The 25298-nt window shown below is 51.4% G+C and carries 24 protein-coding genes; 2 read left to right on the top strand and 22 right to left on the bottom strand.

Annotated features, from left to right (window positions below; genetic code table 11):
• Positions 1-372 precede the first annotated feature (372 nt).
• The 14 genes from CBR65_RS01575 to CBR65_RS01510 form a co-directional block, all read right to left on the bottom strand.
• Positions 373-1629, bottom strand: a complete 1257-nt coding sequence (locus CBR65_RS01575) for an alanine--glyoxylate aminotransferase family protein (protein ID WP_087465236.1) — start codon at positions 1627-1629, stop codon at positions 373-375.
• A gap of 1 nt (position 1630) precedes the next feature.
• Positions 1631-2455, bottom strand: coding sequence for a sulfite exporter TauE/SafE family protein (locus CBR65_RS01570; RefSeq protein WP_087465235.1), 825 nt, complete (start codon positions 2453-2455; stop codon positions 1631-1633).
• The gene (locus tag CBR65_RS01565) at positions 2452-4041 is read right to left on the bottom strand and encodes a gamma-glutamyltransferase family protein (protein WP_087465234.1); all 1590 of its coding nucleotides are present in this window, start codon (positions 4039-4041) and stop codon (positions 2452-2454) included. The genes CBR65_RS01570 and CBR65_RS01565 overlap by 4 nt, the downstream gene beginning before the upstream one ends.
• Positions 4038-5240 carry an amidase gene (locus CBR65_RS01560; protein ID WP_087465233.1) on the bottom strand — a complete coding sequence of 401 codons (1203 nt, stop codon included), beginning with the start codon at positions 5238-5240 and terminating at the stop codon, positions 4038-4040. Before CBR65_RS01560 ends, CBR65_RS01565 begins: the two co-directional genes overlap by 4 nt.
• Before the next feature lie 116 nt (positions 5241-5356).
• Positions 5357-6433, bottom strand: a complete 1077-nt coding sequence (locus CBR65_RS01555; RefSeq protein ID WP_369825655.1) for a purine nucleoside permease — start codon at positions 6431-6433, stop codon at positions 5357-5359.
• A complete protein-coding gene (locus CBR65_RS01550) occupies positions 6433-7380 on the bottom strand; it encodes a hypothetical protein (protein WP_198300855.1) in 948 nt (315 codons plus the stop codon). Before CBR65_RS01550 ends, CBR65_RS01555 begins: the two co-directional genes overlap by 1 nt.
• Positions 7381-7437: 57 nt before the next feature.
• Positions 7438-8700, bottom strand: a complete 1263-nt coding sequence (locus CBR65_RS01545) for a lipopolysaccharide assembly protein LapB (protein ID WP_087465231.1) — start codon at positions 8698-8700, stop codon at positions 7438-7440.
• Between the two features lie 530 nt (positions 8701-9230).
• Complete coding sequence (locus CBR65_RS01540; protein WP_087465230.1) at positions 9231-9863, bottom strand: energy transducer TonB; 633 nt, start codon at positions 9861-9863, stop codon at positions 9231-9233.
• Positions 9863-10270, bottom strand: coding sequence for a biopolymer transporter ExbD (locus CBR65_RS01535; protein WP_087465229.1), 408 nt, complete (start codon positions 10268-10270; stop codon positions 9863-9865). Before CBR65_RS01535 ends, CBR65_RS01540 begins: the two co-directional genes overlap by 1 nt.
• A gap of 41 nt (positions 10271-10311) precedes the next feature.
• The gene (locus CBR65_RS01530; protein ID WP_087465228.1) at positions 10312-10827 is read right to left on the bottom strand and encodes a MotA/TolQ/ExbB proton channel family protein; all 516 of its coding nucleotides are present in this window, start codon (positions 10825-10827) and stop codon (positions 10312-10314) included.
• 17 nt (positions 10828-10844) lie between these two features.
• A complete protein-coding gene (locus CBR65_RS01525) occupies positions 10845-12221 on the bottom strand; it encodes a MotA/TolQ/ExbB proton channel family protein (protein WP_087465227.1) in 1377 nt (458 codons plus the stop codon).
• Between the two features lie 12 nt (positions 12222-12233).
• On the bottom strand, positions 12234-12989 hold the full coding sequence (locus CBR65_RS01520) for a DUF3450 domain-containing protein (RefSeq protein WP_087465226.1): 756 nt from the start codon (positions 12987-12989) through the stop codon (positions 12234-12236).
• A 58-nt stretch (positions 12990-13047) separates the two neighbouring features.
• Positions 13048-15462, bottom strand: coding sequence for a TonB-dependent siderophore receptor (locus CBR65_RS01515; protein WP_087465225.1), 2415 nt, complete (start codon positions 15460-15462; stop codon positions 13048-13050).
• Positions 15463-15743: 281 nt separating this feature from the next.
• On the bottom strand, positions 15744-17195 hold the full coding sequence (locus tag CBR65_RS01510; RefSeq protein ID WP_232461307.1) for an adenosine deaminase: 1452 nt from the start codon (positions 17193-17195) through the stop codon (positions 15744-15746).
• Positions 17196-17645: 450 nt separating this feature from the next.
• On the opposite strand from CBR65_RS01510, the gene puuE reads away from it, so the two are divergent.
• Complete coding sequence (gene puuE, locus CBR65_RS01505) at positions 17646-18557, top strand: allantoinase PuuE (RefSeq protein WP_087465224.1); 912 nt, start codon at positions 17646-17648, stop codon at positions 18555-18557.
• Positions 18558-18673: 116 nt separating this feature from the next.
• On the opposite strand, the gene CBR65_RS01500 is transcribed toward puuE, so the two are convergent.
• Together CBR65_RS01500 and CBR65_RS01495 are read right to left on the bottom strand one after the other, a co-directional pair.
• Positions 18674-19237, bottom strand: a complete 564-nt coding sequence (locus tag CBR65_RS01500) for a type 1 glutamine amidotransferase domain-containing protein (RefSeq protein WP_087465223.1) — start codon at positions 19235-19237, stop codon at positions 18674-18676.
• An 89-nt stretch (positions 19238-19326) separates the two neighbouring features.
• The gene (locus CBR65_RS01495; RefSeq protein WP_087465222.1) at positions 19327-20250 is read right to left on the bottom strand and encodes an alpha/beta fold hydrolase; all 924 of its coding nucleotides are present in this window, start codon (positions 20248-20250) and stop codon (positions 19327-19329) included.
• Between the two features lie 216 nt (positions 20251-20466).
• Here CBR65_RS01495 and CBR65_RS01490 point away from each other — a divergent pair, with 216 nt between their 5' ends.
• Complete coding sequence (locus CBR65_RS01490) at positions 20467-20661, top strand: hypothetical protein (RefSeq protein ID WP_087465221.1); 195 nt, start codon at positions 20467-20469, stop codon at positions 20659-20661.
• A gap of 17 nt (positions 20662-20678) precedes the next feature.
• Here CBR65_RS01490 and CBR65_RS01485 read toward each other — a convergent pair whose 3' ends face one another.
• The 6 genes from CBR65_RS01485 to xdhC are packed head-to-tail and all read right to left on the bottom strand — an operon-like array spanning position 20679 to position 25236.
• Entirely contained in the window at positions 20679-20981 is a 303-nt protein-coding gene (locus CBR65_RS01485; RefSeq protein ID WP_087465220.1) for a DUF1330 domain-containing protein, read from the bottom strand.
• On the bottom strand, positions 20982-22181 hold the full coding sequence (locus CBR65_RS01480) for a urate hydroxylase PuuD (protein ID WP_087465219.1): 1200 nt from the start codon (positions 22179-22181) through the stop codon (positions 20982-20984).
• Positions 22169-23509, bottom strand: a complete 1341-nt coding sequence (guaD, locus tag CBR65_RS01475; protein WP_087465218.1) for a guanine deaminase — start codon at positions 23507-23509, stop codon at positions 22169-22171. Before guaD ends, CBR65_RS01480 begins: the two co-directional genes overlap by 13 nt.
• A gap of 24 nt (positions 23510-23533) precedes the next feature.
• Positions 23534-23872: a hydroxyisourate hydrolase gene (uraH, locus tag CBR65_RS01470; RefSeq protein WP_087465217.1), complete on the bottom strand. Its 339-nt coding sequence runs from the start codon at positions 23870-23872 to the stop codon at positions 23534-23536.
• A gap of 6 nt (positions 23873-23878) precedes the next feature.
• Positions 23879-24376 carry a 2-oxo-4-hydroxy-4-carboxy-5-ureidoimidazoline decarboxylase gene (gene uraD, locus CBR65_RS01465; RefSeq protein ID WP_232461305.1) on the bottom strand — a complete coding sequence of 166 codons (498 nt, stop codon included), beginning with the start codon at positions 24374-24376 and terminating at the stop codon, positions 23879-23881.
• Positions 24376-25236 (bottom strand): xanthine dehydrogenase accessory protein XdhC, encoded by an 861-nt coding sequence (gene xdhC, locus CBR65_RS01460; protein ID WP_087465215.1) that lies wholly within the window; start codon positions 25234-25236, stop codon positions 24376-24378. Before xdhC ends, uraD begins: the two co-directional genes overlap by 1 nt.
• Positions 25237-25298 lie beyond the last annotated feature (62 nt).

The following is a 25298-nucleotide window of genomic DNA, read 5'->3' as shown; positions in this document are numbered from 1 at the left end:
GACATGAATTCGGTACTTACCATGGTGACCATCAGCGACATGGATGTCGCTGTTGAGCCTACAGGGATGTATTCACGGCGTGTCACCATGGTAAGTACCGAAGTCATGTTCACGCAAAAGTAAAAAAATTAGTACGTACAAAATCGGGTTTATATATCTTAGGTAGTGCGTCAGGGAGTTCGGCATTTGTTATTGCGACACGCCGTGAATACATCCTTGTAGGCTCAACAGCGGCATCCCTACGCGCTCCCGGCGCTTCGGGAAACTTCCCACATCCATGTGGGTCGTCCTTGCCGCTGATGGTCGCAATAACAAACACCGAACTCCCCCTAAGCTATTCCGCTGTAAGCGAGACAGAAAAAAGCAAAAGCGTTAAAGCCCTTCTTCAACATAAATAGCGAGTGCCCGATCAACACCGGCATTCGCCGTCATCCCATGCCCCTGCCGCCGCAACACCGCCTCCAGCGCCACCAACGTCTGCAACACCGCATCCTTCCGCGCGTTATAACCCATCGTCCCCACGCGCCAGATTTTTCCGTGCAAAGGCCCAAACGACGTACCAATTTCAATACCAAAATCATTCAACATCGAACCGCGCACCGCCTCGCCTGCTACGCCATCCGGAATGTAAACACCTACCACATTATGCATTTTGTGTGACTGATCGCCGAAGAGTTTCATGTTCATCGCGGCCAAACCTTCGGTCATGGCACGGCCGTGGATGCGGTGGCGTTCGATGGCGTTGTCTACGCCTTCTTCCAATAAGATGCGTGCGCATTCGCGGGCGCCGTATAGCATGGTTGTGGCTTCGGTGTGGTGGTTGAGGCGTTCTTCGCCCCAGTAGTCCATGATCATGCCCAGATCAAAATAGTTGGAGGCGATGCGTAAGCCGCTGCCGTCTTTGTGGTGTTCGTTGCGAATGCCGGCTTCAACGTGGCGGCGTTTGCGAATGGTTTTTACGGCCTTGTCGCTTAAGGTTATGGGTGCGCTGCCGGAGGGGCCGCATAAACATTTTTGCAGGCCAACGGAAACAGCGTCGAGTTTCCAGTCGTCGGTGAGGAATGGATTTCCGCCGATGGAAGCGGTGGCGTCTGAGTAAAATAAAACGCCGTAACGCTCGCACATCTCGCCGAGGTGTTGCAGTGGTTGCAGCATGGTGGTGGAGGTGTCGCCTTGTACGACGGCCAATAATTTGGGTTGTACATTTTTAATCGCGGCTTCAATTTCTTCCGCCGAAAAAACGTCGCCCCAGGTTTTCTCGATGCGATGCACTTCTGCGCCGCAACGTTCGGCAATTTCACACAACAAGTGGCCGAAGCGACCGAAGATCGGTACAAGAACTTTGTCGCCAGGCTCAAGTAATGAAATCAATACGGCTTCAATACCTGCACGTGACGTACCGTCAATTAATAATGTCCACTGATTGTCTGTTTTAAAAACACTGCGATACAGCGCCATGGTGTCGTTCATACATTGGGTCATGGCCGGGTCGTATTGGCCGACCAGTTGCGCGGACATGGCGCGCAGTACGCGCGGGTCGACAGTGATGGGGCCGGGGCCCATCAAGAGTCGCGGTGGTGGAGAAAATGGGGTTAATAAATTGGCAGCAGGTTGAAAACGGTCGGACATGTCACACTCCAAAAAGCTGCATCAACATGCGACCGCCGCTGATGCATAAAAAAATCGCGAATACTCTTTTTAACATCACCGCATCCAGCTTTGCGCCCAGCCAGGCGCCCACCGGTGCGAGTAAAACGGTCAAGGGAACAATCAGTGCAAAGCCCGGCAGGTTGACCATGCCGATCATGCCTTCCGGCGCATCCGCCGGTGTGGCGGCCAGGAGCATGGCGATGGCGCCGGGGATGGAGATCAATAATCCGAAGAAGGCTGCTGTGCCCACCGCACGATGGGATGGATAATTACAGGAAGTCAGTAGCGGAACGCCCAAGGTGCCGCCGCCCACGCCCATCATCACCGAGAAAAACCCCACGCTGCCCGCCATCACACCCTGCCCGACCATGCCTGGCAATTGCTGCACGATGGGTGCGGCCTTGGCGCGAAACAGCATATTGGCCGCCACCAACACCGCGACCACACCGAACACGCCGCTGACGATTTCGCCGTTTACGCGCAAGGCTACGGTGCTGCCACAGATCACACCAATCACCATAAACGGCCACCAGCGTTTCAGCAGCGCGCAGTCGACATTGCCGCGTTTATGATGTGCGCGCACCGATGAAATACTGGTCGGCACAATCACCAGCAAGGAAGTGCCAGTGGCAATCAGGATAGCGCTGGCTGCGCTAATGCCCAGCGTCTGCAATACAAAATACAGCACCGGGACGATGACAATACCACCGCCCACGCCGAGTAACCCGGCCAGGATACCCGCACAGGCACCGGTGCCGAGCATGACGAGTATCAGGGGCAGCCACTCCCATAAAAATTCACTCATCCAGCCACTCCGACAGCCTCGCCCACTAACCCGGCGCCATTGCTGCGCGGATCACTGGCCGCGGCAACCCGGCCATCGGCGGTGTGGACCACGGCACCGGCGTGGCCCATTAATTCGCTGTGTGCAGGGATAGGTTTGATCATGTGTCCGCGCGCGCTTAGGGAATCCCCCAGAATATCCACCAAGTCTTGCTCCATCTTCAAATCGTGATTGTTGTCGCCCCAGGTGCGGCCCAGTAACCAGCGACCGCGACTGATGGCCTGCTCCAGGGATAGGCCGTCATACAGATAGCGGGTCAGCAGTGCAGCCTGGGTTTGTGGTTGGCCTTCGCCACCCATGGTGCCGTAACTGATACGGCGACCGTCATCCAACAGCATCATGGCCGGGTTGAGCGTATGAAAGGGTTTGTAGCCCGGTGCCAGAGCGTTGGAGTGCTGTGGGTCCAGACTGAAGCTCACACCACGATTGTTCCAGACCAACCCCATGTCGGGAATGACTACGCCGGAGCCGAATTCCCAGTAAATGCTCTGGATAAAACTCACCATGACGCCATTTTTATCCACACAACCCATCCACACGGTATCGCCCGGCGCAGCGGGTTGCGGCCATGGCAAGGCTTGCAAGCCTACCTGCCCCGCCAGTTGTTCGACGTGGCTGTCGGACAATAGCGCCGGCCAACGCTCGCTCAGGCGGCGCGGGTCAAAGACTTCACGATCCCGCACCAGAAATGCCTGCTTGGTGGCTTCGATAAGCGCATGGACCCGCACTGATTCATCCCAACCCGGCTGGAATAACCGGTCGTAGATCGCCAGGATCAGCAATGACGCCAGCCCCTGGGTGGGTGCGGGTAAGTTAAAACACTGACCGAGGCGGGTGGTTACCGAGAGGGGTGCTACTTCCTGGGCGCGATAGCCGTGCAAATCGTCCAGTCGCAGCGGACTGCCGACGGCCGTCAGAGCGCTGGCGATGTCGTTAGCCAGTGCGCCACGATAAAAATCGTCCAGACCGGCGTGGGCCAATTGCGCAATAAAGTCGGCCAGGTCCGGATTGGTAAAGGTCTGGCCGGCTTCCAACAACTGATTGCCCGGCGCGAATACCCGCTGAAACTCTTCCAGGCGGGCCATCTCCATCATCACCTTGTGACTCGCAGCGGCCAGACTGTCGGTCACGCGAATGCCCTGCTTCGCCAGACTGATGGCCGGCGCCAGCAGTTCAGGCAAAGGGATATTCGCCTGGGTTTCTGCGGCAATATCCCGCGCTCGCTGCCATCCGCCCAAGGTTCCGCCGACGGTCAGGGCGGCCAGCGGACCGCGTCCCGGAATCGTCGTTTGCTTTTGATACTGATACCACTCGATACTCGCCAGCCCCGCCGCCGGGCCGCACGCATCAATGGCGCGCGGCGCTTCGCCGGGTTTATGAATCAGCCAGAAACCATCGCCAGCCAGGCTGTTCATGTGGGGATACAGGACGCTGATCGCCGCCGCCGCCGCAATCATGGCATCGATCGCACTGCCGCCTTCACGCAGTACTGCCAGCCCTATTTCAGACGCTTGATAATGCGGTGCGGAAAATCCGATAGCTGTCATAGCATCACCTGTGCAATGCGCAACGAGGCCGCCCGATCCAGATGGGCTGCCAGCTCCAGCAAGGCCCGGTCAAAACCGGCTTGCCCCAACAGAGAGACGCCGGCCGGCGCCCCCGCCACACTGAGTACCGGTAGATGGACCTGCGGCAAACCGGCCAAACCAGCAGGCGCGGTGAGGCCCATCAACTGACTGCGGTAGTGATCCATCCAGGCGGTATCGGCTCCTAATAGCGGCGCCGGGCCAGGCGTGGTTGACAACAACAATAGGTCGATACCTTCAAACCAATCCTGGATCTCTACCTGTAACGCAAGGCGCTGGATTTGCGCTTCGCGTTCCTGCGCTGGCGTTAACTGGCTGCACCAGTCAAAGCGCGCGTGAATGTCGGGCGCAAAATGCGGTTGGCGTTCACTGATCCATTGACCGTGGGTTTGCCAGATGGCGCGGCCCTGCAAGGTGCGAAAGCATTGGCTGGCCCGTGCCAGCCAGTCGGCGGACAAGCTCAGACGTTTGAATACATTCAGGCCTATCTGATGGGTCAGCCAGGCTTCGTGATCCTCGGTCCACAGGGCTAAACCCTGAATCTCCGGCTCGATCACACCCACCCGTAAAGGACCTGCTGACCACTGCGGCAGATCTTCCGGCAGGAGTACTTTGCCGACGGCTTCCAGCAATGTGCCGTCCGCCGTCATCCAGCCAACGGTATCGAACAGCGGCGCCAGGGGCACCATGTGTTCCCGACTCAATAAACCATGAGTAGTGCGAATACCAAATAACCCGTTGTAACTGGCCGGCACACGGATGGAGCCGCCGGTGTCTGTGCCCAGGCCGATATCAATCTCACCGGCGGCCACGGCCACGGCCGAACCGCTGCTGGAACCACCCGGCAGGCGATCAGGGCACTGGGGATTGAGGGGCGCGCCGTAATGAATATTCAGGCCGTTGAGGCTGTAAGCCAATTCGTCCGTCTGGGTCTTGCCGGCCAATTCCGCACCGGCCTGCATAAGATCGAACACTATGGGTGAAGTCTGTTGCGGCAGCGGATGGCTGGCGAGCCAGTCCGGATTGCCCGCGCCGGTGGGAAGACCGGCAATATGAAATAGATCCTTAACGCCGAGCCGCAGCCCTGCCAGGCTGCCGGTCGCCAGGGTCGGCGCGGGAAAATGACCGCGCCACGCATAGACCCGCTGATCAAACGACATCAAAACGTTTCCTGCCAAGGGGCCATGCCCGATGCATCGCCCACATCTTTACATCAGGTCGGCGCCAGTGGCGCCGACAAACAAACCGTTATTACAGATCCGCTGGCATAGGAGCCTTACAGGTCCGCTGGAGTAGGAACCTTGTCTTTGTAGACATCCCAGTTGCCAAGGATCTTGTCCAATACCGCCGTTCCTACAATATAGGCGGATTCGAGCGAGGCATCGAGTCCAGCGTAGCCTTCATTTTCCGCCAGCAGACTTTCCGCAGCGGTCACGCCCGGCGGCGGCATGGTGTAGTTGCTGCCGGTACGCAATACCATCACGCGGTTTTTATCCACCTTGCCGATGTTGTGCAAAAAGCTGAGTGATAAAAACGTCCCCGTATCTTCCATTGCCGAGGTGACAAATTCGCCCTTGCCTTCGCTCCAGTAATCCACCCACTTGTTGGCCCAGTCATTCATGATGGCGCCGTGCCAAAAGGTCATCGCAGCCAACTGGTCACCCTTCAATACAAACGGCGGCTTTTGTGCATTGGGATGTTCCGTGTAAAGCGCACGCGTATCCGCAAGGCCTGGTAAATCCGGCAAGCTAATGTCTTTGGTTAACTGATACGCCCACTCCGTTAATTCAGGATTCAAGCGCAGCATCTCACCCGTGGGTTCCGGTTTGTTCGGGTCATAAGGTTTTTTCGTATGACGAGCAAAATAGCCAGTCTCCCAACCCTCGGGAATTTCGCGTGCATCAATTTCGTGCGCGAGATCGCCATCCACCAAATATTCTGCCCAGGCCGCTGAACCGATAGACGCATCTTCCGGGTCTATGCCGGCAATACCTGCCACTAACCAATAGGCTTTGGATAAATCAAAACGCGGGTCCATACCCAGCGCCATGGTGGCCGAGGTTGAATAGGCCGTGCCAATACCTGTGACAATGGCTAACACACCGGTTTCCTCATTCATATAAATGTCATGAAAGGAATTGGGAAACGGAAATTTTTTGGTCAGCTTTTGCCGCTCTTTCCACAACTGGAATTCACCGGCTTTATCACCTTCGTCTTCACCAATTTCAAACATGGTGACAACCACAAACTTCACCGGAATCGGTGTTGGCTCTTTCGCCGATTGCGGTGCACAACCGGCCAGCAACAGGAACAACGACAGTATTACGGCAACAGAGAAACGCGGAGAGTTCATCATTCGTGATCCTTTTTCTTTTGCGAGGTCATTTCAGGGTGATTAATCAAGCCATCGGACACACGGGGTTTACCCTGTAAAGCCGCAACGCGTGGCAATGAGGCGAGAACGATGTCGAGGCTGAGCGGATTGATGCGCGGGTATAATTCTTCCATCAACGAAAAATCCCACTCACCCATCCCTTCTGCCGGGTTGGAGATCACAATGATGTTGGCGTAATTAATACCGAGCATACGCGAATAGGTTATCTCGGTACCGACACTCATGGTCACCATATCGCCGCCCCATTTTTGCATCATCTTGATCTCAGCTATGGTTTCAAAACGACCGCCACGGGTTTGTACAACCACACCGCCGTCATGAATTTTTATGCCTTGATACTGTTTATCTTTCTTTGTTGACTTGATTGCAGCCACTGCTTTTTTTGTTTCATCCAGCAGGATGTTGCGAATATCAGTATCCATAGCCGGCACATAACGCGGCAACGGAATCGCATTGGGATCGCGATAGACTTCGGTGGGAATACGCAAGGGACGGTCCACATTCATCTCAATAAAATCATCGGGAATGATGTAGTCGTACACGCCCATTTTTTTATTGATCGCACCGGCCGTCGCACCACCGATGGCCTCTTCTACACCGAGATCGTAAAGCGCTACCCAGGTTTCCAACCACTTACCTTCACCGTGAACATGCACGTAATAAAAGGGAATACCCTGCCATTCGGCATAATAAATTTTGGGGGAAGTGCCGACTTTGGTTTCAATGGTGAACTCCTGTTTAATCAAGCCTTCACGGTGAAAAATAATATCGTTCAAAAAAGTACCGCCAAGCACCGCAATACGCGCCTTGGGTACATCCGCGGGAACCGCGGCGCTGACGGCGAACGGGAAGAACAGGGTGAGTGCCATAACGGCCACAAAAGCTTTACATCGTGTTACCAGCATGGTTAGAGCCTTTTGATGAATACATTTCAGGCGAGCTATTACGCACTCGCCGAACGACTATGATTGGTTGCGAGTAATCCAGTTATGCTGACGGCGCAAGTCTTCGGCATATTTGAGCCAACTACTCGCTTGCTTTTCCGTGTAGGCGAACGCGCGCGCTTTCTTGAAGGCATCCATGCCCTGATCAAAGCGGGTCTGCTCCGTCATGGCAATGCCAAGAATTAACCAGGCTTTACCCGGCTCTTCCAATTTCATATCAAGCGCCTTACGCAACGCCGCTTCGGCTTTTTTCCACTCCGCTTTTTCAATATAGATATTTGCAATGCGCAGATAGGGGTCGCCCTCTTTGGTCAACTGCGCCAATTCTTCAAAGGCAGTGATAGCCGGGGTATTTTCACGCGCGGCCAGCCAGGCGTTCGCCAACAAGTCAATGTAAGTTTTATCGCGTGGCAATGCGTCTTTTTGCAGCGCTGAATCCAGCAGGCGCGCACCGTGCTCAGGAATGCCGTGCGTCACTGCTAACTGCACCATGGAACGAATGGAGTTCTCTTTTTCCAATACGCCCGCTTTCCAGGCCAGCTGCAACGTTGCAAGCCCTTTGATTTCGTTGTCCATCAGTACATAAACGCTGGCCAGCTGCTCCCAGTAATCCGCTTTAGCGGGCCACTTGATCAACGCGCCTTTCAAGGCTTCCGCCGCTTGCGGATAATCTTTCAATTCAAAGTTGCAGGCGATCAACAATTGGTACCAACTCTCACGCGGCTCTTTGCCGGATTCGATCGCCTGTTTCGCATAGGGAATCGCTTGTTTGTATTTACCGGTCTGCGCAAAAATATTCGCCATAAAAATCGCCTGATCGGGCGTAGGCGCTTCAAGGGTTTTAAACCACTCCTCGGCAAACACCAGCGCTTCATCATACTTTTCCTGCGCCGCATACAACTGCGCCACCATGTAGCCGACGTTGTATTTGACGTTTTCTGGCAGACGGTTTAAGGCAAGGCTGCGTTTGAGGTGGTCAATCGCCTGTTGATAATTGTTGCGGCCCATTTCGGTGTAGCCGAGCATTTGCAGTACCAGCGCTTCGTCGAGGGAGTCTTTTTCGACTTCGCTGTGAAGTGTCTTTAGCGCTGTGAAGGCTTGATCGGTCTGGTTGGCGGAGATCATCTCCTGGATGCTGGTGAGCTCTTTGTAGGTTTTACTACTGACGGAGTTGGGGGCTGACCAGCTGTAGGTTGTTAGCAACAATCCGCCGATGAGCAAACTGAGTTTTGCTACACGTTGGAAATTGTTGGTGATTGATGTGAGTTTGCTTGAATACATCTTTTATTCCCGAATAAATAAGTACGTTCTTACTTATAACTACAGAATTATTCCACTTGGTTAGTGTGGGCAGGGATCACGGAGAGGGGTGCGAGACACGCCGTGAATACATCCCTGTAGGCTCAACACCGGCATGCCTACGCGCTCCCGGCGCTTCGGCAAACTTCCCACATCCATGTGGGTCGTCCATGCGGGTGATGGTCTCGCACCCCTCTCCGCAATCCCTGCTGTGCCATCTGATTTAAATTTTTCTGCTGAACAGTAAAACTGCATTAAATTTTCCGACCATTTCCGCATATCCAATGAAGCACACAAACCCATTCCAATATGGATCTATTTCTTTAAACAAGAGCGCTACAGATGTGAATTACTAATACGCTTTTCACTTCAGAGTCTCGCGAGATACTTGCAGGAGGAATCCGGTGTTTTGTTCTGAGACCATCACCCGCAGGGATGCGGGTGTTGAGCCTACATGGATGTATTCACGGCGTGTCTCAGAACAAAACACCGGATTCCAAACACACCGCCCACTATTGCCCCAATTTAAACTCAATCGTCTGCCGCGCCCTCTGCGCCTCCGGCTTCCCATTCACAATCTTCGGCCTAAACTTCCACCGCTGCATCGCCTGAATCGCCGCCTGATCAAACAAACGCGGCGGATCAGACTCAATAACCGACACCTCAGCCACAGTCCCATCCGGACGAATCGTCACCGCCATGGTCACCGATCCTTCAAGCTTCGCCTGCTTCGCCCGCTGCGGATACGCCGGCGGCACACGCACAACCGGAATCACATCCGTATCGAAACCCGCCATACCATCGCCAGCCTGGAGCGTTCCCAAAAACGGACCCGAACCTTTATTCACCGGCACACCGATCTTTGGCATATCCATGCTCAAATTCGTGTTCATGTTCATCATCTGATTACTCAGGTCGGGTGCATCCGGCGGTGTCTCTGGTGGTGGCGGTGGATCGGGTAGACGACGGTCTTTGGTGTTGATGTCATCTTTTGAAGTATCCACACGCACAAAATTTAAATAGGTGTGATTTTTGTTTGGTTCTTCAAACAAACCGTCAGTCGCAATCAACACCTGCATCGCCACGAATATCACCAGGCTGAACAATACCGCCGCGACCAGACTGGAAGAATATTTCGCTAGCATCAGTCATTCTCCGCCGCCACAGACACCGAGGTTGCGCCCGCCATGCGCGCCTGATCCATCACATCAATCAAGGTGCTGGTATTGGAATCCTGGTCGGCGACGATGATGACCGCAGCACCGGGATTTTCTGCCAGGGATTTTTCCACGTTCGCACGAATCGCGCGTTTGTCGATCTGGCGTTTGTCCATAAAGATCTGGTTCGCGGCGCTGATGCCGATCTGGATGCTGTTGGATTCGGTTACCACAGCGGTTTCCGCTTCGGGACGCGTCACGTCGACGCCTGATTCTTTTACAAAAGTGGAGGTGACGATGAAAAAGATCAGCATGATAAACACCACGTCCAGCATGGGCGTTAAATCGATCTGGCTTTCTTCTTCGTCATTGAGTAAAAAACGGTTGTCACTCATACATGTCTCACTTGTCGTTAAGGCGAAGTTCAATATCGCTGTCAGTGATACGTGGGCATCTCGGCAGCGGCGGTGCGCAGTTCACGTTTGTAACGGCGGTCCAGTTCGGTGGCGAAGGGAATCGCGAGGAGCGATATCACCATGCCCGCCATGGTTGGAATCGTCGCTGCGCTCACGCCATTGGCCATCGCGCGCGGATTACCGGAACCGAGATAAGCCATGACTTCAAATACCTGGATCATCCCGGTTACGGTGCCAAGTAAACCGAGCATGGGCAGCAATGCAATCAAGGCCGGAATCAATTTCAAATGCCGCAGCATCTGGCAATCCAATTCCGATAACAGTTGACGACGATGCTGCTCGGCAAACCATGATGACTTATCGGCGCGTGCCTGCCAGATGTCGATGTTGCGTTTACGCAGTGGTTGATACTCGCGGTAAAAAAACCAGTAGCGCTCAAAGATCACACACCACAACCAGAAGGACACAAAAAAGATCACCCACAATACATTGCCGCCGGTGTTGAGAAAGTCAGTTAAGGAAGAGAATATTTCCATGACGGCGACCTCCCCGATCAAGCCTTGGCTTTGGCAATATCAACCGCTTTATCAGCGATCATGCCGGATGCTTGTTCACCGATAACTTTGCTGAGTTGCTGCGCGCGGCTGCTAAGCATATTGCTCGACAGCAACAACGGAATCGCCACACACAAACCTTGCACCGTAGTGATCAACGCTTGCGAAATGCCGCCGGCCATCAATTTCGGATCGCCTGTACCAAATAATGTAATTGCCTGGAAGGTGCCGATCATGCCGGTCACTGTACCTAACAATCCCATCAGCGGCGCGATAGCGGCCATGACTTTAATCGTGGACAAACCTTTACGCAGTTCCGCCAGATCCTTAAAGATCACTTCGTCCAATTTTTTACCCAGTACATCAAGGTCGTTGAGGTGTTTGTTCTCGAAGTACGCCTGCATCATGCGACCCAGTGGATTGTTGCTGGATGGGTGATCCATATCTTTTAACTGCGCATTCATGCGTTTGGAGATGCGTGATAATTTGATCATGCGTTCGATCACAATCAACATACCGATGATGCCGAGCAGGATAATGGCATAACCCACTTCCTGACCTTGTTGCACGCGTTCCATAAAGCTGGGCGATTGCACCAATAAACCCAGTAAGGCACCCCGTGAAGGATCAAGTGCAAACCCGACATCACCACCGCTTGCTGAACTCAATGACGCAGCGGTTGATCGAACACTGCCACTCGGTTGGCGCGCCAGCTCAACCAACTGCTGACTGTCCGCCACATAGTTAAGGTATTTATCATCGGTAACGATGTTGAAGGTGCCTACGCGGGTCACCGGTGCGGTATAGGCTTCACCACTGGGTTTCACCACGCTGGTTTCAAAGCGCGTGACATTGGCCGACTCGGAAATTTCCTGCAGCATCAATCGCCACAGTTGTTGCATTTGCGGAATCGTCGGCACTTCTTTGGTATTGGCTAATTCTTCAATTAACACTTTGCGTTCGGGATATTCCACAGAGATCAATGAATCGAACAACATTTGTTGGGTATCACCGGCCATTTGGCGAAATACACCGAAGAGCTCGCCCAGATTACCGGTGCGACGGTCCAGTTGGGTGGTCAACTCGCCCAGCTGAACTTCGTTTGCATCGAAGACCACTTTCATTTCATCGCGCAATTTTTCCTGCCGAACCAGGTCGGCCTGCACTTCAGCCAGCAAGGCTTTTTGATCGCTGGCGGCCGCGCGAAAACGTTGCTCACGCTCACTGTTGTGCGCTGCTTCGGCACTAACTTCTTTACTCACCTGTTGATAGAGAGTTTTTAATGAATCGCTAGTCTGCGCAGCACTTGTGACGGAAAAACCCAACGCACAGATACTTAAACAGCTACTGAAGGCAAATTTGACAATCGATTTCATAAACGGAATTCCTTACTGGGCAGGCGCGTTAACAGGAAGCGTCAGCAACTCCGGCGGAGTTTGCTTGCGCGCGATACGCAAACCATCGCGCACGCTGGTGCGATAACCTGAGTCGAGTAATTCCCAGGCGCCACGGCTGTTATTCCAGCGGCCACTTTCGTTCCCATCAAGGGTTTGGTAAAACAGGCCAACACGACCGATGCGCAAAAAATCAACCGTGCGCGCGTCGTTTTCAATCACCAGTTCACCGCGATAGGCTTCAATAGTGCGACCGTATTCCACTTCTACCAAATAGGCTTCCATGATGCGGCGATACTTTTCACCGGCGGTGACATCAGCGCGATCAATCAGCGTGCGCAGATTAGCGACGCGATCCTGGCGCTCTTCTTTCAGAAAAGGCACATCCGCGGCTAAGAGTTGTTCAAGGGTTTCGGTCATCTTCAACATCAACGGCAGTGCGCCGGTTTCAATGTTGTCGATCTCCGCTGTTTGCTTTTGAATACTGGTAATCTCGGCTTTCTGCGAGGCAATCAGTTTTTCCATTTGCTGGTTGTAAATCGTCAAGCTTTCCAAACGCTGTGACGCAATGCGGTAATTCTGTAAATCGTCAGTCGTTTGATCAGCCAGGCTATCAATACGTTTTTGACTGGCCACTGCATTTTTATCAATGCTTTCCTGTTTTTGCAGGCTATCTTCGACCGCCACCGCCGGCAGGGAAAACAGGGTAACTGCTATGAGCGCAGCTCCCAGGGGTTTACGAAAAACCATAATCGACCTCTGTTTTAGTAGGGGGCTTCAAACCTGAAGCCCCTTGACACGCAAACGATTAAAACTTGAATGACGCGCTGGCGACGAAGTGACGCGGCAATTCAGGCAGTACGATGGTGCTGCCGAACAGGTCCGGGAAGTTCGCGCGGAAGTATTTTTCGTCAGTCAGGTTTTTACCTTGCAAGCTCAAACTCCAGGTATCGGTGTTGTAACTGATGCCGGCGTTAAACAAGGTGTATGAAGGTAATTTCACCGCTTTGGAAAAACCTGAATAGGTTGAGTCGGCATGGACCGTACTGGCTGTAAAGCGATAGCCGTTACCAAAATCATAGGCACCGGTCAGGCTGTACATGTTTTCCGGAATACCGGATTTCAGTGCATCCGTTTCATTACCTACCAAGGTCAAACCTTGCATCACGTAACCGTAAAACAATGACGGATCAGTCACACCAGTCAGGTCACCCGCACCCTGGAAACCAAACTGAGTACCACCATCCAGTGCGGTCAGGTTGGTAATTTCCAGATGCGTCATTGCCGCCGTCAGCGTGAAATTACTGGTAACGAGGAAGCGGGTTTCAAATTCGTAACCCTCACTTTCCGTGGTGTTGTTACTCACCTGATCTTGCGCACTGAAGTTGGTGCGGGTTTGATTGAACCAGGCCGCCGAGAAGTACAGACGGTCATCCAGGAAACTGCCTTTGATACCGACCTCTTCCAATTCGGAATCAGCAATGGCATTGCCATCGGTAATCAGCCCGGGAGAAATCTCCGACCCCTGCCCCATCACGATGGTGGCCTGTTCAGACACAGTGACATAAGGCGTTAAACCAAACGGCAAGGTATACGACAAGCTCGCTGTCCAGGACACACCGTCATCGGTTTCGCTGGCTGTCACGCTGTCTGGCGTACCACGAATTTTTTCGCCGACCGAAGTGGATGTCATATCGAGATAATCGTAACGCGCCCCCAACAACACACCGACATTTTCAGCGATGGTGTAGTCCGCCAAAAATGCCAGACCGTAGTCGGTATAGTCCCCGACGAGATAATTGGAATAATCCGAATCCGTGACGGTTGCCAATAACTTCCGATCGAGAGCTGTAGAGGGTCCACTCAAATCGCGACGGTCAAAGTATTCGTAATCGAAATCGTCCCCTTGTTGGAAATCGGTGTAACGAATGCTGGGCGATATCTGGTAGCTGGCTTTTAACCAATCCGCATGTTCTGCTTCAAAAGCGAAGATCAATTGATCTTCAAACGCGTAGCTGTCGACAAACTGTGAAAAGCCGTAGGCATTTTCGTTGATGTTTTCCAGTTTTTCGTAAAAGGCTTTGTTGGTGATGGTGAAACTGTCGCTGACACTGTGAATGACATCGAAGTACAAGGTAGTAACGGTAGTTACCAATTGGTCCTCAGGGGACACCAGCGTTTGATTGCCTTTCAACTTGGTCGTGCCGGCATCTTCCAATGCCCAGGCCGGGTCCATATTTGCATCCGTTGCAGCACCGGCAGGAACGAAAAAGTTATTCCAGCCCTCAGCAAATGTATCTTTCCAGGCATCGTATTCGTCCGGTGAATTGTAACCATCACCATCCAGATCCACCGGTTGAGCCGTACCGGTAATATAGGTACCGTTATCAATGAGATCCTGGGTTAAACGGTTCCAACCTGCTACCTGATTGCCATCGTATTCGTGGTACATACCGCCGAATTCAATGCGGGTGCTGTCAGAAAAATCCATATTGAAGGAGGCTTGCAGGATATTCTGGTCGGTGCCGGAATTGTCGTAGTAACTGCCGGAGTTTTCGGTCTCAGCATAAATGTAATAGCCGAGACTTTTCTCACCAATTGCACCGGGACCACCCACTTCTGCAGACAAAACATTTTTATCCCAACTGCCACGCGTAATCGAAATTTCACCGGCCGGTTTTTCCAGATATTGTCCGGTTTCAGCGCGCGCAGACTTGGGCTCGAAGTTCAGATAACCACCAATTTTTGATGGACCATAAATCGGCGATGCCGGGCCACGCACAATATCGATACGGTCAGTTGCACCAATCGGTGTTGGATAGTTACCGGGGTTGTTCACGCGGCGTACGCCACGGAAATACACTTCACCCGGCGTACCGCGTACATCGAGAGAACCGGCAACACCAAAGAAGGATTGGGTAAACGCACCGGGTGAAATCAATACAAGATCATCAATATCGGTGATGTTGTAACTTTCCATCATGTCGGCGCTGACCGAGGTCACACCGCGGGGTGTTTCGAGGATGGTTTTTCCAAAACCAAAAACCGACTTCACTGGCTCTGTCGGCATAACACCCATGGTATCTTCCACCTGCCCTTCGGCGGTGTAAGTTTCCAGTTCAACAACGTCTTCCTGAGCCAGCGTAGCAGGTACAGCGAGCGCGCAACTGAGGCTTATCAGCAGCGCGAGTTCTTTACGCTTGAAACGGTTGTGTGTGGTCATAACATGTGCACTCCAGAGGTCTAATAATATTTACTGTGACGCTATTCATGGTTTAGCAAGCGCCATGCCATTTCCTGTCTAACTGGTTACGTTTTTAAATAAACGTATTTATTTCCTTTTAAATCAATAATATGCAACTTTCAAAATACGGTTCAATCGTTTATTAATCTGAAATTCCGGTGTCTTTCTGTTCTCCGACCGGGCCATCGCCCGGCCTTTGTTGAAGCATGATGCTGGGCCGTGCACCAAATCGTGGCTCGATTTTTTGCACGGCAAACTGATTACTTAAATGTGCACACCTGATAGCGCTTGCAGGTAAAGCTGTAGGTCACAGGCGCAACATTTTTCAGGCCGCTAACACCGCGTGCTTTAACGGTTTTTTCAAACTGGCTGATACGTTTGTTGTAGGTGTCGAGCAACCTCGCTTTTACCTCGTCTTCAACAAAGCTGTATTGCAAGGAGTTACGACTGAGCAGCATCAACTCATCCCAGGACAGATTAAATTCTTTCACCGCCACAAAAAATTCATCGGTAATATTGGAATCCCACATACCGCGATCATCGGTCGATAAAGCCACCGGAATACCGAGTCGCAAATACTCTGGAAAAGGATGCTGGGAATACTCACTCACATATTCCAGCAAGAGATTGGAGATCAGATTGATTTCAACCAGGTAGGGTCCGTGGCGCATTTGCCGCAGCAGATCATTGTCGGTAATCAGGTTTACGCCGTGGCCGATTCGATCAGCGCCGAGCATCAAGGTATCGCGGATGTGAAAATTGGGCTCATCCACCTCGCCGGCATGTACCGACAACCGAACATTGTTGTATTTTTGCCGCAATTCGCGCAGAGTTTTGGTGAAACGTAAAGGATGACCTTTGTCATTATCTTCACGCCCCACCATGTTCACAGCCAGATACAAATCGCGGTTGCGCGATACAAAGTCGTAGGCATTAATCAGTTGTTGTTCTGCGTTAGGTGAAAAACGCAGGATGGATTCCTGCAGCCTGACGGTTACGCCCGTCGCCTTCGCATCCGCTTGTGCGAGACGATTGCGATAGATCTCGGCAACTTCATCCGCAGGAATCGACGTACCGTCCGGTTTAATAAAACCGCCGGCTCCCATCATGGATTCGAGATAAATCAGCCCCTCATCGCCAAAGGCTTTCATATTCAGATACAGGATTTCAGCCATCATGTAAGGGCTGGCCATTAATTGATCGAGGCGCTGCCAATGGGTCTGAAAGAATTCATCGCGACCTTCGTGGTCATGGGTTAATCGAATACTGTCCAACCATCCGGCTTTTTCATCAGCACTTAGTTCTTCGAGGCGTTTGTATTCCTGTTTTTCACAATCGGGCAAAGCTTCATAAGTTGCTTCAAGCAAGTTGTTAAATAACAGCAAATAAGGACGGCGACCGAATTCATTGCCCCCGTAGGGACGGCAATTGTTGATTTTGACTTTGGTGTAGAACCGATAGCCATGGGCTTTTTGGCTCAGCGCCAGGTCGTACCACCACTCAGACAAGGCCGAACCACTCATGTGATTGTGCAGGTCGCCGCCTTTGGGCATGGCATACAAAAAGGTGTAAAGCTCCTGATCAGACGCGCTTGATTTGAACTCCTCAAACCATTCATTTTTTGCCAATGCAGCAGAACTGGCCATAATCAATAAACAACCAACGAGCCAATGCGCTGCCAGACTGTTTCTTAAAGACAGAGAAGATGACATAGGAAAATCCACACAAGAGAAGAGTTTTGTTAACAACAAAAGAATGGAGAAATGCGAGGTGGACTAATGCAATAGTGATACCAGATAGGTGATGCAGCGCCATTACTGATATAGCGCCGGCAATTAGTTGTCCAAACGGTCGAGATTTGATTAAAACTGGTGCATGAATCGAGCCTTTGCCCAGTAATATAGCGGGCACGCGCTTTTGGTTGAGGGAAATCCTGACCGGGGCGCTGGCATAGAATTTGATTAGATTGTGTTGAGTAAGCGTGTTAGATAAAAGGTGGTGTCGGATTGCACTGCGCTAATCCGACCTACGGGTAATATGCAAATCACTCAGTTAACATGTAGGTCGGATTAGCACAGCGTAATCCGACAAAGCACTCCAAAAGAGTCACAAAAAGCCAGTCAAACTGGCTCCTGATAAAACCCAACAACAACGGAAATCCCATGAACGAAAAAACACCCTACCCACGCGACCTCATCGGCTACGGCGAACACCCACCCCACGCCAATTGGCCCGGCGGCGCGCGCATCGCGGTGCAGTTTGTGATTAATTATGAGGAAGGGGGCGAGAACTGCGTACTCCACGGCGATCCGGCTTCCGAAACATTTCTCTCGGAAATCATCGGGGCACGCGCTTATGAAGCGCGCCATATGAGTATGGAATCTATCTACGAATACGGCAGCCGCGCCGGCTTTTGGCGATTGCATCGTCTGTTTAAAAAATATCAGATGCCGGTGACTGTGTATGGCGTATCCATGGCCCTGGAACGTAACCCGGATGCCGTAGCAGCCATGCTCGATGCGAATTGGGAAATTGCCAGTCATGCCTGGCGCTGGATCGACCATCAATTTATGCCGATTGATGTTGAACGCGAACAAATTCAAAAAGCGATAGACATTCACACACGTGTGACCGGTTCGCGCCCCCTGGGTTGGTACACCGGTCGCGACAGCCCCAACACCCGCGCACTGATTATTGAACAGGGTGGCTTTTTATATGATTCAGATTCCTATGCGGATGACCTGCCCTATTGGAATCATGACTATGGCAAGCCGCATTTAATTATTCCCTACACGCTCGATGCGAACGATATGCGCTTTGCTTCGCCCCAGGGGTTTAATTGCGGTGATCAGTTTTACACCTATTTAAAAGACAGCTTCGATGCGCTCTATGCCGAAGGCCACAGCACACCCAAGATGATGAGCGTCGGTTTGCATTGTCGCATCATCGGCCGGCCGGGACGCATCCAGGCACTGGAGCGGTTTCTGCAATATATATTGAAATTTCAGGATATCTGGGTCTGCCGACGCATTGATATTGCGCAGCATTGGCATGAACATCACCAACCGACTTAACTAGCTATAATCTAACTATTTATAACTTAACTACCTATAACTTAACTGCCAATAACTTAACTGCCAATAACGACAACAGCCCGGTGCCAACCGGGCTGTGAATTTTTGCTAACAGATCAAGCAACTTGCCGTGCGTGTTTCCCTTCCGCCAGTTCTTCCAGAACTTTTTTGTTAAACGCCTCAAGATCTTTCGGTGTACGACTGGTGACCAATCCTTTATCCACTACAACTTCTTTATCCACCCATTTTGCTCCGGCATTACTCAGGTCATCTTTCACTGATGGGTAAGATGTCATGGTGCGACCATCGACAACACCGGCACTGATCAACACCCAGGGTGCGTGGCAAATAGCGGCAACCGGCTTGTGTTGTTCAAAAAAATCGCGGGTAAAACGCAACGCATCCTGATTGGTGCGCAGACTGTCCGGGTTATACATGCCGCCGGGGATAACCAGCATATCGTAATCCTCAGCTTTCACTTCGGTAACCAATTTATCTACCGGACAAGTACCGCTCCAGTCTTTATTAGACCATCCGCGAATTTCGCCTTTTTCCAGCGAAACCACATCCACTTTTACACCCGCTTCGATCAATGCCGCTTTAGGTGATTTCAATTCAGATTCCTCAAAACCATTGGCGGCCAAAATAGCCACACGCTTACCTTCAACATGCCTTTTCATAAAAACCTCCTATGAAAATTAAGTGTAGTGTGCAAAGCGTGGGACAGAAGGTAAGGCTCATCGTTCACTGAAATACGTGGTATGAAATGTCACAGTGTCTTAGCGAACCAATCCGTCGTCGACTGCAAGACGGACTCGGGAATGGTCTGGTCTTCAGCCAAGGTATTTTCATTGCTGTCTGCCAACACGTTAAACATATGATCCGCATCCTTGACCAACATTAACGATGCTCTGGCCGGTCCGATTGAATTAACCAGACGCGTCGATGACACCGGCGGCACCAGCGTGTCCTCTGTGCCCGCTACCGCCAACAACTTTCCTTGATAATTTTTCATATCGGTAAAACTGGTATTATTTTTGATTTCATTAAACCACTGCAAACCAAAATTTAACGGCTCTTCCCGCCAAGGGAATTCCACCACAGCAAAACCATTGTCTTTAGCTTCTGCATAATATTTATCAAAAAAAGATTCGAATACCGTAACCCCGTCGCCCACCACGCTGGACCAGGTCACCATTGCTTTAATTCGCTCATCCTCTGCGGCAACCAGTTGCGCGATCAAACCGCCCTGACTGAAACCAACCAGTCCCATTCGATCAAGATCGAATATCTCCTGGCGCACTAAATAATTCAGTGCTGTTTTAGTGTCGTGTTTGGCAGTGGTTAAATTATAGAGTTTATAATCGGCGAGGCTGTCGCCAGTGCCGGCAAAGTCAATACGCAATGAGGCGTAGCCACGTTTGGCCAGTGAAACCGCGAGGCGTTGGTATAAATTGCCAACTTCATTTTTCTGGGAGGCCGTGCCGTGCAACATAACAACCACAGGAATTTTTTGACCGGCTTTGAGTTTTGGTTTGACGAGAATACCCGGCACATAGTACATACCGGCATTAAGTTGTACTTCCTGTTCGGTGTAGGTGTAGCTGGGCGTTTTTTCGACCGATGCGCAACTGACCAGCGCCAGTGCAACAATTCCCATTAACAGAGCAACTGCTTTTCTGATTTTCTTCATGGTTTGACTACTCGTAGCTGGATTGTTGATAGTGAAGATACCCGGATGCCGATTCCTGATACAGGGAGTCCTTACGAGAATTGTTCGGGATGGGTAGATCGAGAGTTGATTGCAAGAAGTATTCCTGAGATGGATGTGGCACTGAGCCTGGTGGACTGATGTCCTTCTGAAACCCTCACGTCAGGGATGACGTGAGGGAGCTACAGGGATGTATTTATGCGTTTTCAGAAGGACATCAGTTTATCAGGCGGCCTTGTTGGTGCCACGATGGAGGAGATCCAGACCGAAGAGGGGTGCGAGACACGCCGTGAATACCTCCTTGTAGGCTCAACAGCGGCATCCATGCCGCTGATGGTCTCGCACCCCTCTTCGGCCTGGTTCTTTGTGCCACTTTTAAACGGTGTGAATTAAATATTTATAAAAAATATCTATCCGGAAAAATCTACACTGCCCTCAACAATAATCATATTAGCTGTGGCATATTGATTTCGTAAGGCATGAATCGGTGCATATTCAGCGCAGGTGGCCCAATAGTGGGCAGTTTCTTTATTTGGGAATTCCATCACCACCAAACGTTGGGGTTGCCAGGTTCCAGAAATAATTTGTGCATCAGCACCGCGAACCAGATAGCGTCCACCGCAAGCTTTTACGGTTGGAGTAATTTGCGCGAGATAATCGCGGTAATTTTCATGATCGTGTACATCAATATCGACAATCACATAGGCAGCCACTTAATGCTCCTCCAACCATAACAAGAGCGCCTGGCGTTCTTCGTCTGTCATGGACGTGAAATTTCCAAGTGGCATATAGCCGGAGTTGATGGCTGGAATTGCTCGGGTTTTTACCACAGTTAAATGCTCCAAGGTATCAATCAGCAAACCCGCTGGTGGAGCATTGAAGCCTGGTTGCGTGGGAGAAGAAGCATGGCAATTGGAGCAATGAGTGGTGAGAATGGTTTGAATCTGCATTTCGCGTGACTCAGTCAATTGTGGTTGTTCACCAGCAGATTCACGCGCGGTTGTATTTTTTGTAAAGCCCATGATTATCGCAACCAACACCATACCCAGAGCAGCAGATATCAGAATGCTCGGCTTGATAATATCGCGATGTTTCAGGTTAAAGAAATGTCGCCCCCAGGCTAGCAAGCTGCCAATAGTAACCAAGGCCAACCAGTTGTAGGGATGCCCGTAAACAAAGGGGTAATGGTTGCTGATCATGCAAAAGATAACGGGCAAGGTCAGGTAATTGTTGTGGGTAGAACGGAGTTTGGCGAAGAGTGCGGTATTCAAATCCGGCTCGCGGCTTTCACTGACAGCAGCGATAAATTTGCGCTGCGCGGGCATAATGCCCCAGAACACGTTGCCAGCCATCCAGGTGGCAATCATGGCGCCTACATGTAAATAGGCAGCGCGAGCGGAAAATAATTGGTGGGCGAGCCAACTGGCCAAGGTGATCAGTACCAACAGAGCGAACGCAAACGCCAGGCCTTTTTTTACCAGCGGTGTGCGGAGCAGTAATTCATAAAGCAATTGTCCAACAGCAATAAAAAGTATGCTCGCCACAACGGCAGTGCCGGGTGATTGTAACCAGGTATTGTGACCCACCAGGTAGGATTGCGCTTGCACGTAATACATCAGGATCAGCAAGCCGGTGCCGCTTAACCAGGTGCTGTAGGCTTCCCATTTAAACCAGTGCAATTTTTGGGGCATGGCTTCCGGGCGCAAATGGTATTTGGCAACCTCGTAAATACCTCCGCCGTGAATAGCCCAAAGATCGCCTTTGATACCTTTATCCGTTTTCCATTGCGGCGGCTCGCGCAAACTCAAATCCAGCCAAATAAAATAAAAGGATGCACCGATCCAGGCAATTCCCGCCACTACATGAAACCAGCGAAATGCCAGGTTCAACCATTCCAGAATCATTCCATCCATTGCAGATCTCCCTGAGCGCGCGGCGAACGACGAAACGCCAATTTCCCCATTACATAGGTGCGCGCGATATTTTGTTCGTCGCCGAGCGTCATCAATGCAAACAGGACTTCGTTCAACGTAGTCGTTTTTTGCTGACGACTTTGTTGTAACAGTGTGGGAGCCAGATCCAACAAAATAAAATCCGCTTCTTTTCCCGGTACCAGGTTGCCGATATAAGCATCCAGTTGCAGCGCGCGGGCGTTACCCAGAGTCGCCATATAAAGCCCTTTTAACGGATGTAAATTCTGACCTTGCAATTGCAGCACCTTGTAAGCTTCGGCGAGAGTACGCAACAATGAAAAACTGGTTCCACCGCCGACGTCTGTCGCAATACTCAAACGCACGCCCGCGTCTTCCAGACGTTGGACATCCAGCAATCCGCTGCCGAGAAATAAATTGGACGTGGGACAAAACGCAATACCGGATTGCGTCTGTGCGAGGCGCTCAAGCTCTCGGTCACTCAAATGAAGACCATGGCCAAAAACACTGCGTTGCCCCAACAACCCGTAGCGATCATAGACATCCAGATAATTCACTGCATCCGGGTACAGGGATTTAATCCAGGCAATTTCCTGTACGTTTTCTGATAAGTGAGTTTGCAAATAAAGTCCGGGATAATCGCGGTAAAGCTGACCGGTAATCTTTAATTGCACCGGCGAACTGGTGGGCGCAAAACGCGGCGTCAACGCATAGTGCAAACGCTTGGTGTGATGCCAACCTTCAATCAACGCGCGGCAATCCCGTTCACTGGCTTCCGGTGTGTCCAACAATGCCTCCGGCGCATGGCGATCCATCATCACCTTGCCGGCAATCATGCGCAGGTTACGCTTGGCAGCCGCCTTGAAAAATTCTTCGGTTGATTGTGCAAAAACCGTGGTGTAAACCATGGCGCTGGTCGTACCGTTTTCCAGCAACAACTTTAAAAACTGATCTGCCGCTTGCGCCGCAAATGTTTTATCGGCGAACTGCAATTCTGTTGGAAAGGTGTAGTTATTAAGCCAGTCCAGCAACTGTTCCCCGTAAGATGCAATCACATCGGTCTGGGGATAATGAATATGGCTGTCGATAAAACCTGGCATCAACAAATGATCGGGAAAATATTGACATTGAGCCAAATCAAAGCCCTGCTCGATCATGGTTTCGACACTGGCAACCGTTTTTACCCGGCCGTGCTCAACCAGTAAAATACCATCATCAAAATATTCAACGCCCTGACCAGTAACAGGATCTGGCACATCGGTGAAATGCAAAATACGCGCACGAAAAGCGCTGATATCCGGTGAACTCATAGAAGCCCTTAACAACGCCTTAGCTCAACTGCCGCGATAGGTTGAATAACCATACGCATTCAATAATAACGGAACATGGTAGTGCTCATCTGCCCTCACCACATGAAACGAGATAACAATTTCCGGGTAAAAGCTGCTTTTTTCCTGTTTGGCAAACCAGTCACCTACAGCAAAATGCAGCCGATAAAAACCGCTTGTTAACGTGAATTTGTTATCCCATTGCGTCACACGACCATCGGCATCCGTTTTTGCTGTAGCCAGCGGCGCAGCAGAATCCGGTTCATAAAGCGTTACCCATACACCGGTAGCTGGCTTACCTGTATCCAGATTAAGAATGTGGGTGGTGATTGGTGGTTTATTCATAACATCTCACTGTAGTAACTGTTCAAGACGCAGACGGGTAATACTCCCCTGCTCGTGCGCACCATTCATTAGCTCCATCACCCGACCGTTATCGATGCGCGCTTTTAATAACATTAGCATTTCCTCAGCCGACTTCCCGGTAGCACACACAATAAAAATAAAACCATAGCGACGCTCGTATTCAATATTGAGATCGTAAAGCGCTTGCAAGACTGTCTCACTGGCATCCATAACCTGCCCCTGCTCCGCCGTTGCACGGCCCGCATAACGCGAACGCAATAATTCAATGTCGCCGATGCGTGCGTGGCCTTTAAACGCCTCAAGAATTTCGGCCTCATCCGCATCACGCCACACATCATCGGCCGCGCGCAGCAACTGTTCCTTACTATCAAACGGGCGCAAATCGGCAACACGCGACGCCCAGTTGTGGCAATGGCAGCACTCATAAAGCAGCGCCGTAGCGTCAGCTTCATTTAACGCATTAAATTGATCCAGATTCATCATCAATCCTCACCTCCCGTTATCCGCGCAGGCTGCTGAAGAATATGCTTAATCTCCTTCCAGGACGTAGACCGACCTTTCGTTGTCGACTGCCCCTGGTAATACAACCCCTGCAACTGCGCTGCAATAGAAACCGCCACCTCCATCGGCAACTTGCCCTTAACCTCGGGCAAACCAATCGGGCTGTAAATCTGCTGAACAACCGCCTCATCAAAACCTGCATCCGCCAACCGCTTGCGAAAACGTAACGCCTTGGTCTCTGAACCGATCAACCCCACATACCGCCAACGATCCTGATGCAGCAATTCTCTGCATAACTGAAAATCCAAACCATGATCATGGGTAAACACAACAAGCCAGGCGTTATCCGATAAAGACGCAACCGCCTCCACCGGATTCGCATACAACTCAAACCGACAATTAATCGGCAAAGGCATAACCAACTGATCCGCGCGACTGTCAACAATCGTCACCCGACACGGCAACCCCGCCAAAATCGTCACCAACGCCTGACTCACATGTCCCGCCCCAAACAACACAACCTGCCAATCACGCGCCGCAAAACACTCCAGCATCACCGTGACATGCCCACCACAACACTGCGCCGCCTCAGCAGCCAGCGGAAATGGCTTGAGCACCTGACAATTCTGATTCTCCTGCAACAACTCCCGCGCCTGCTGCACAATCAAAAACTCCAACTGGCCACCACCAATAGTGTCGTAACTCCGCTCAGCATCAACCACCATCTTGCTGCCACCATCACGCGGCGTGGAGCCTTGCGTGTTGATAATCGTTGCAATCACATAACCATTACCAGCTTGCTGACAATGTTGAATTGCGGATGACCAATTGAGATTTTTCATATCATATTTTCTCAATGTAAATAATCTTTGTTTTTGCTTTCAAAATCTCTCAACACGCACAA

This window comes from Cellvibrio sp. PSBB006, from assembly GCF_002162135.1.
Classification (GTDB): domain Bacteria; phylum Pseudomonadota; class Gammaproteobacteria; order Pseudomonadales; family Cellvibrionaceae; genus Cellvibrio.
The sequence above is the reverse complement of the archived record's forward strand: the minus strand, read 5'-3'. Positions and strand labels throughout refer to the sequence as shown.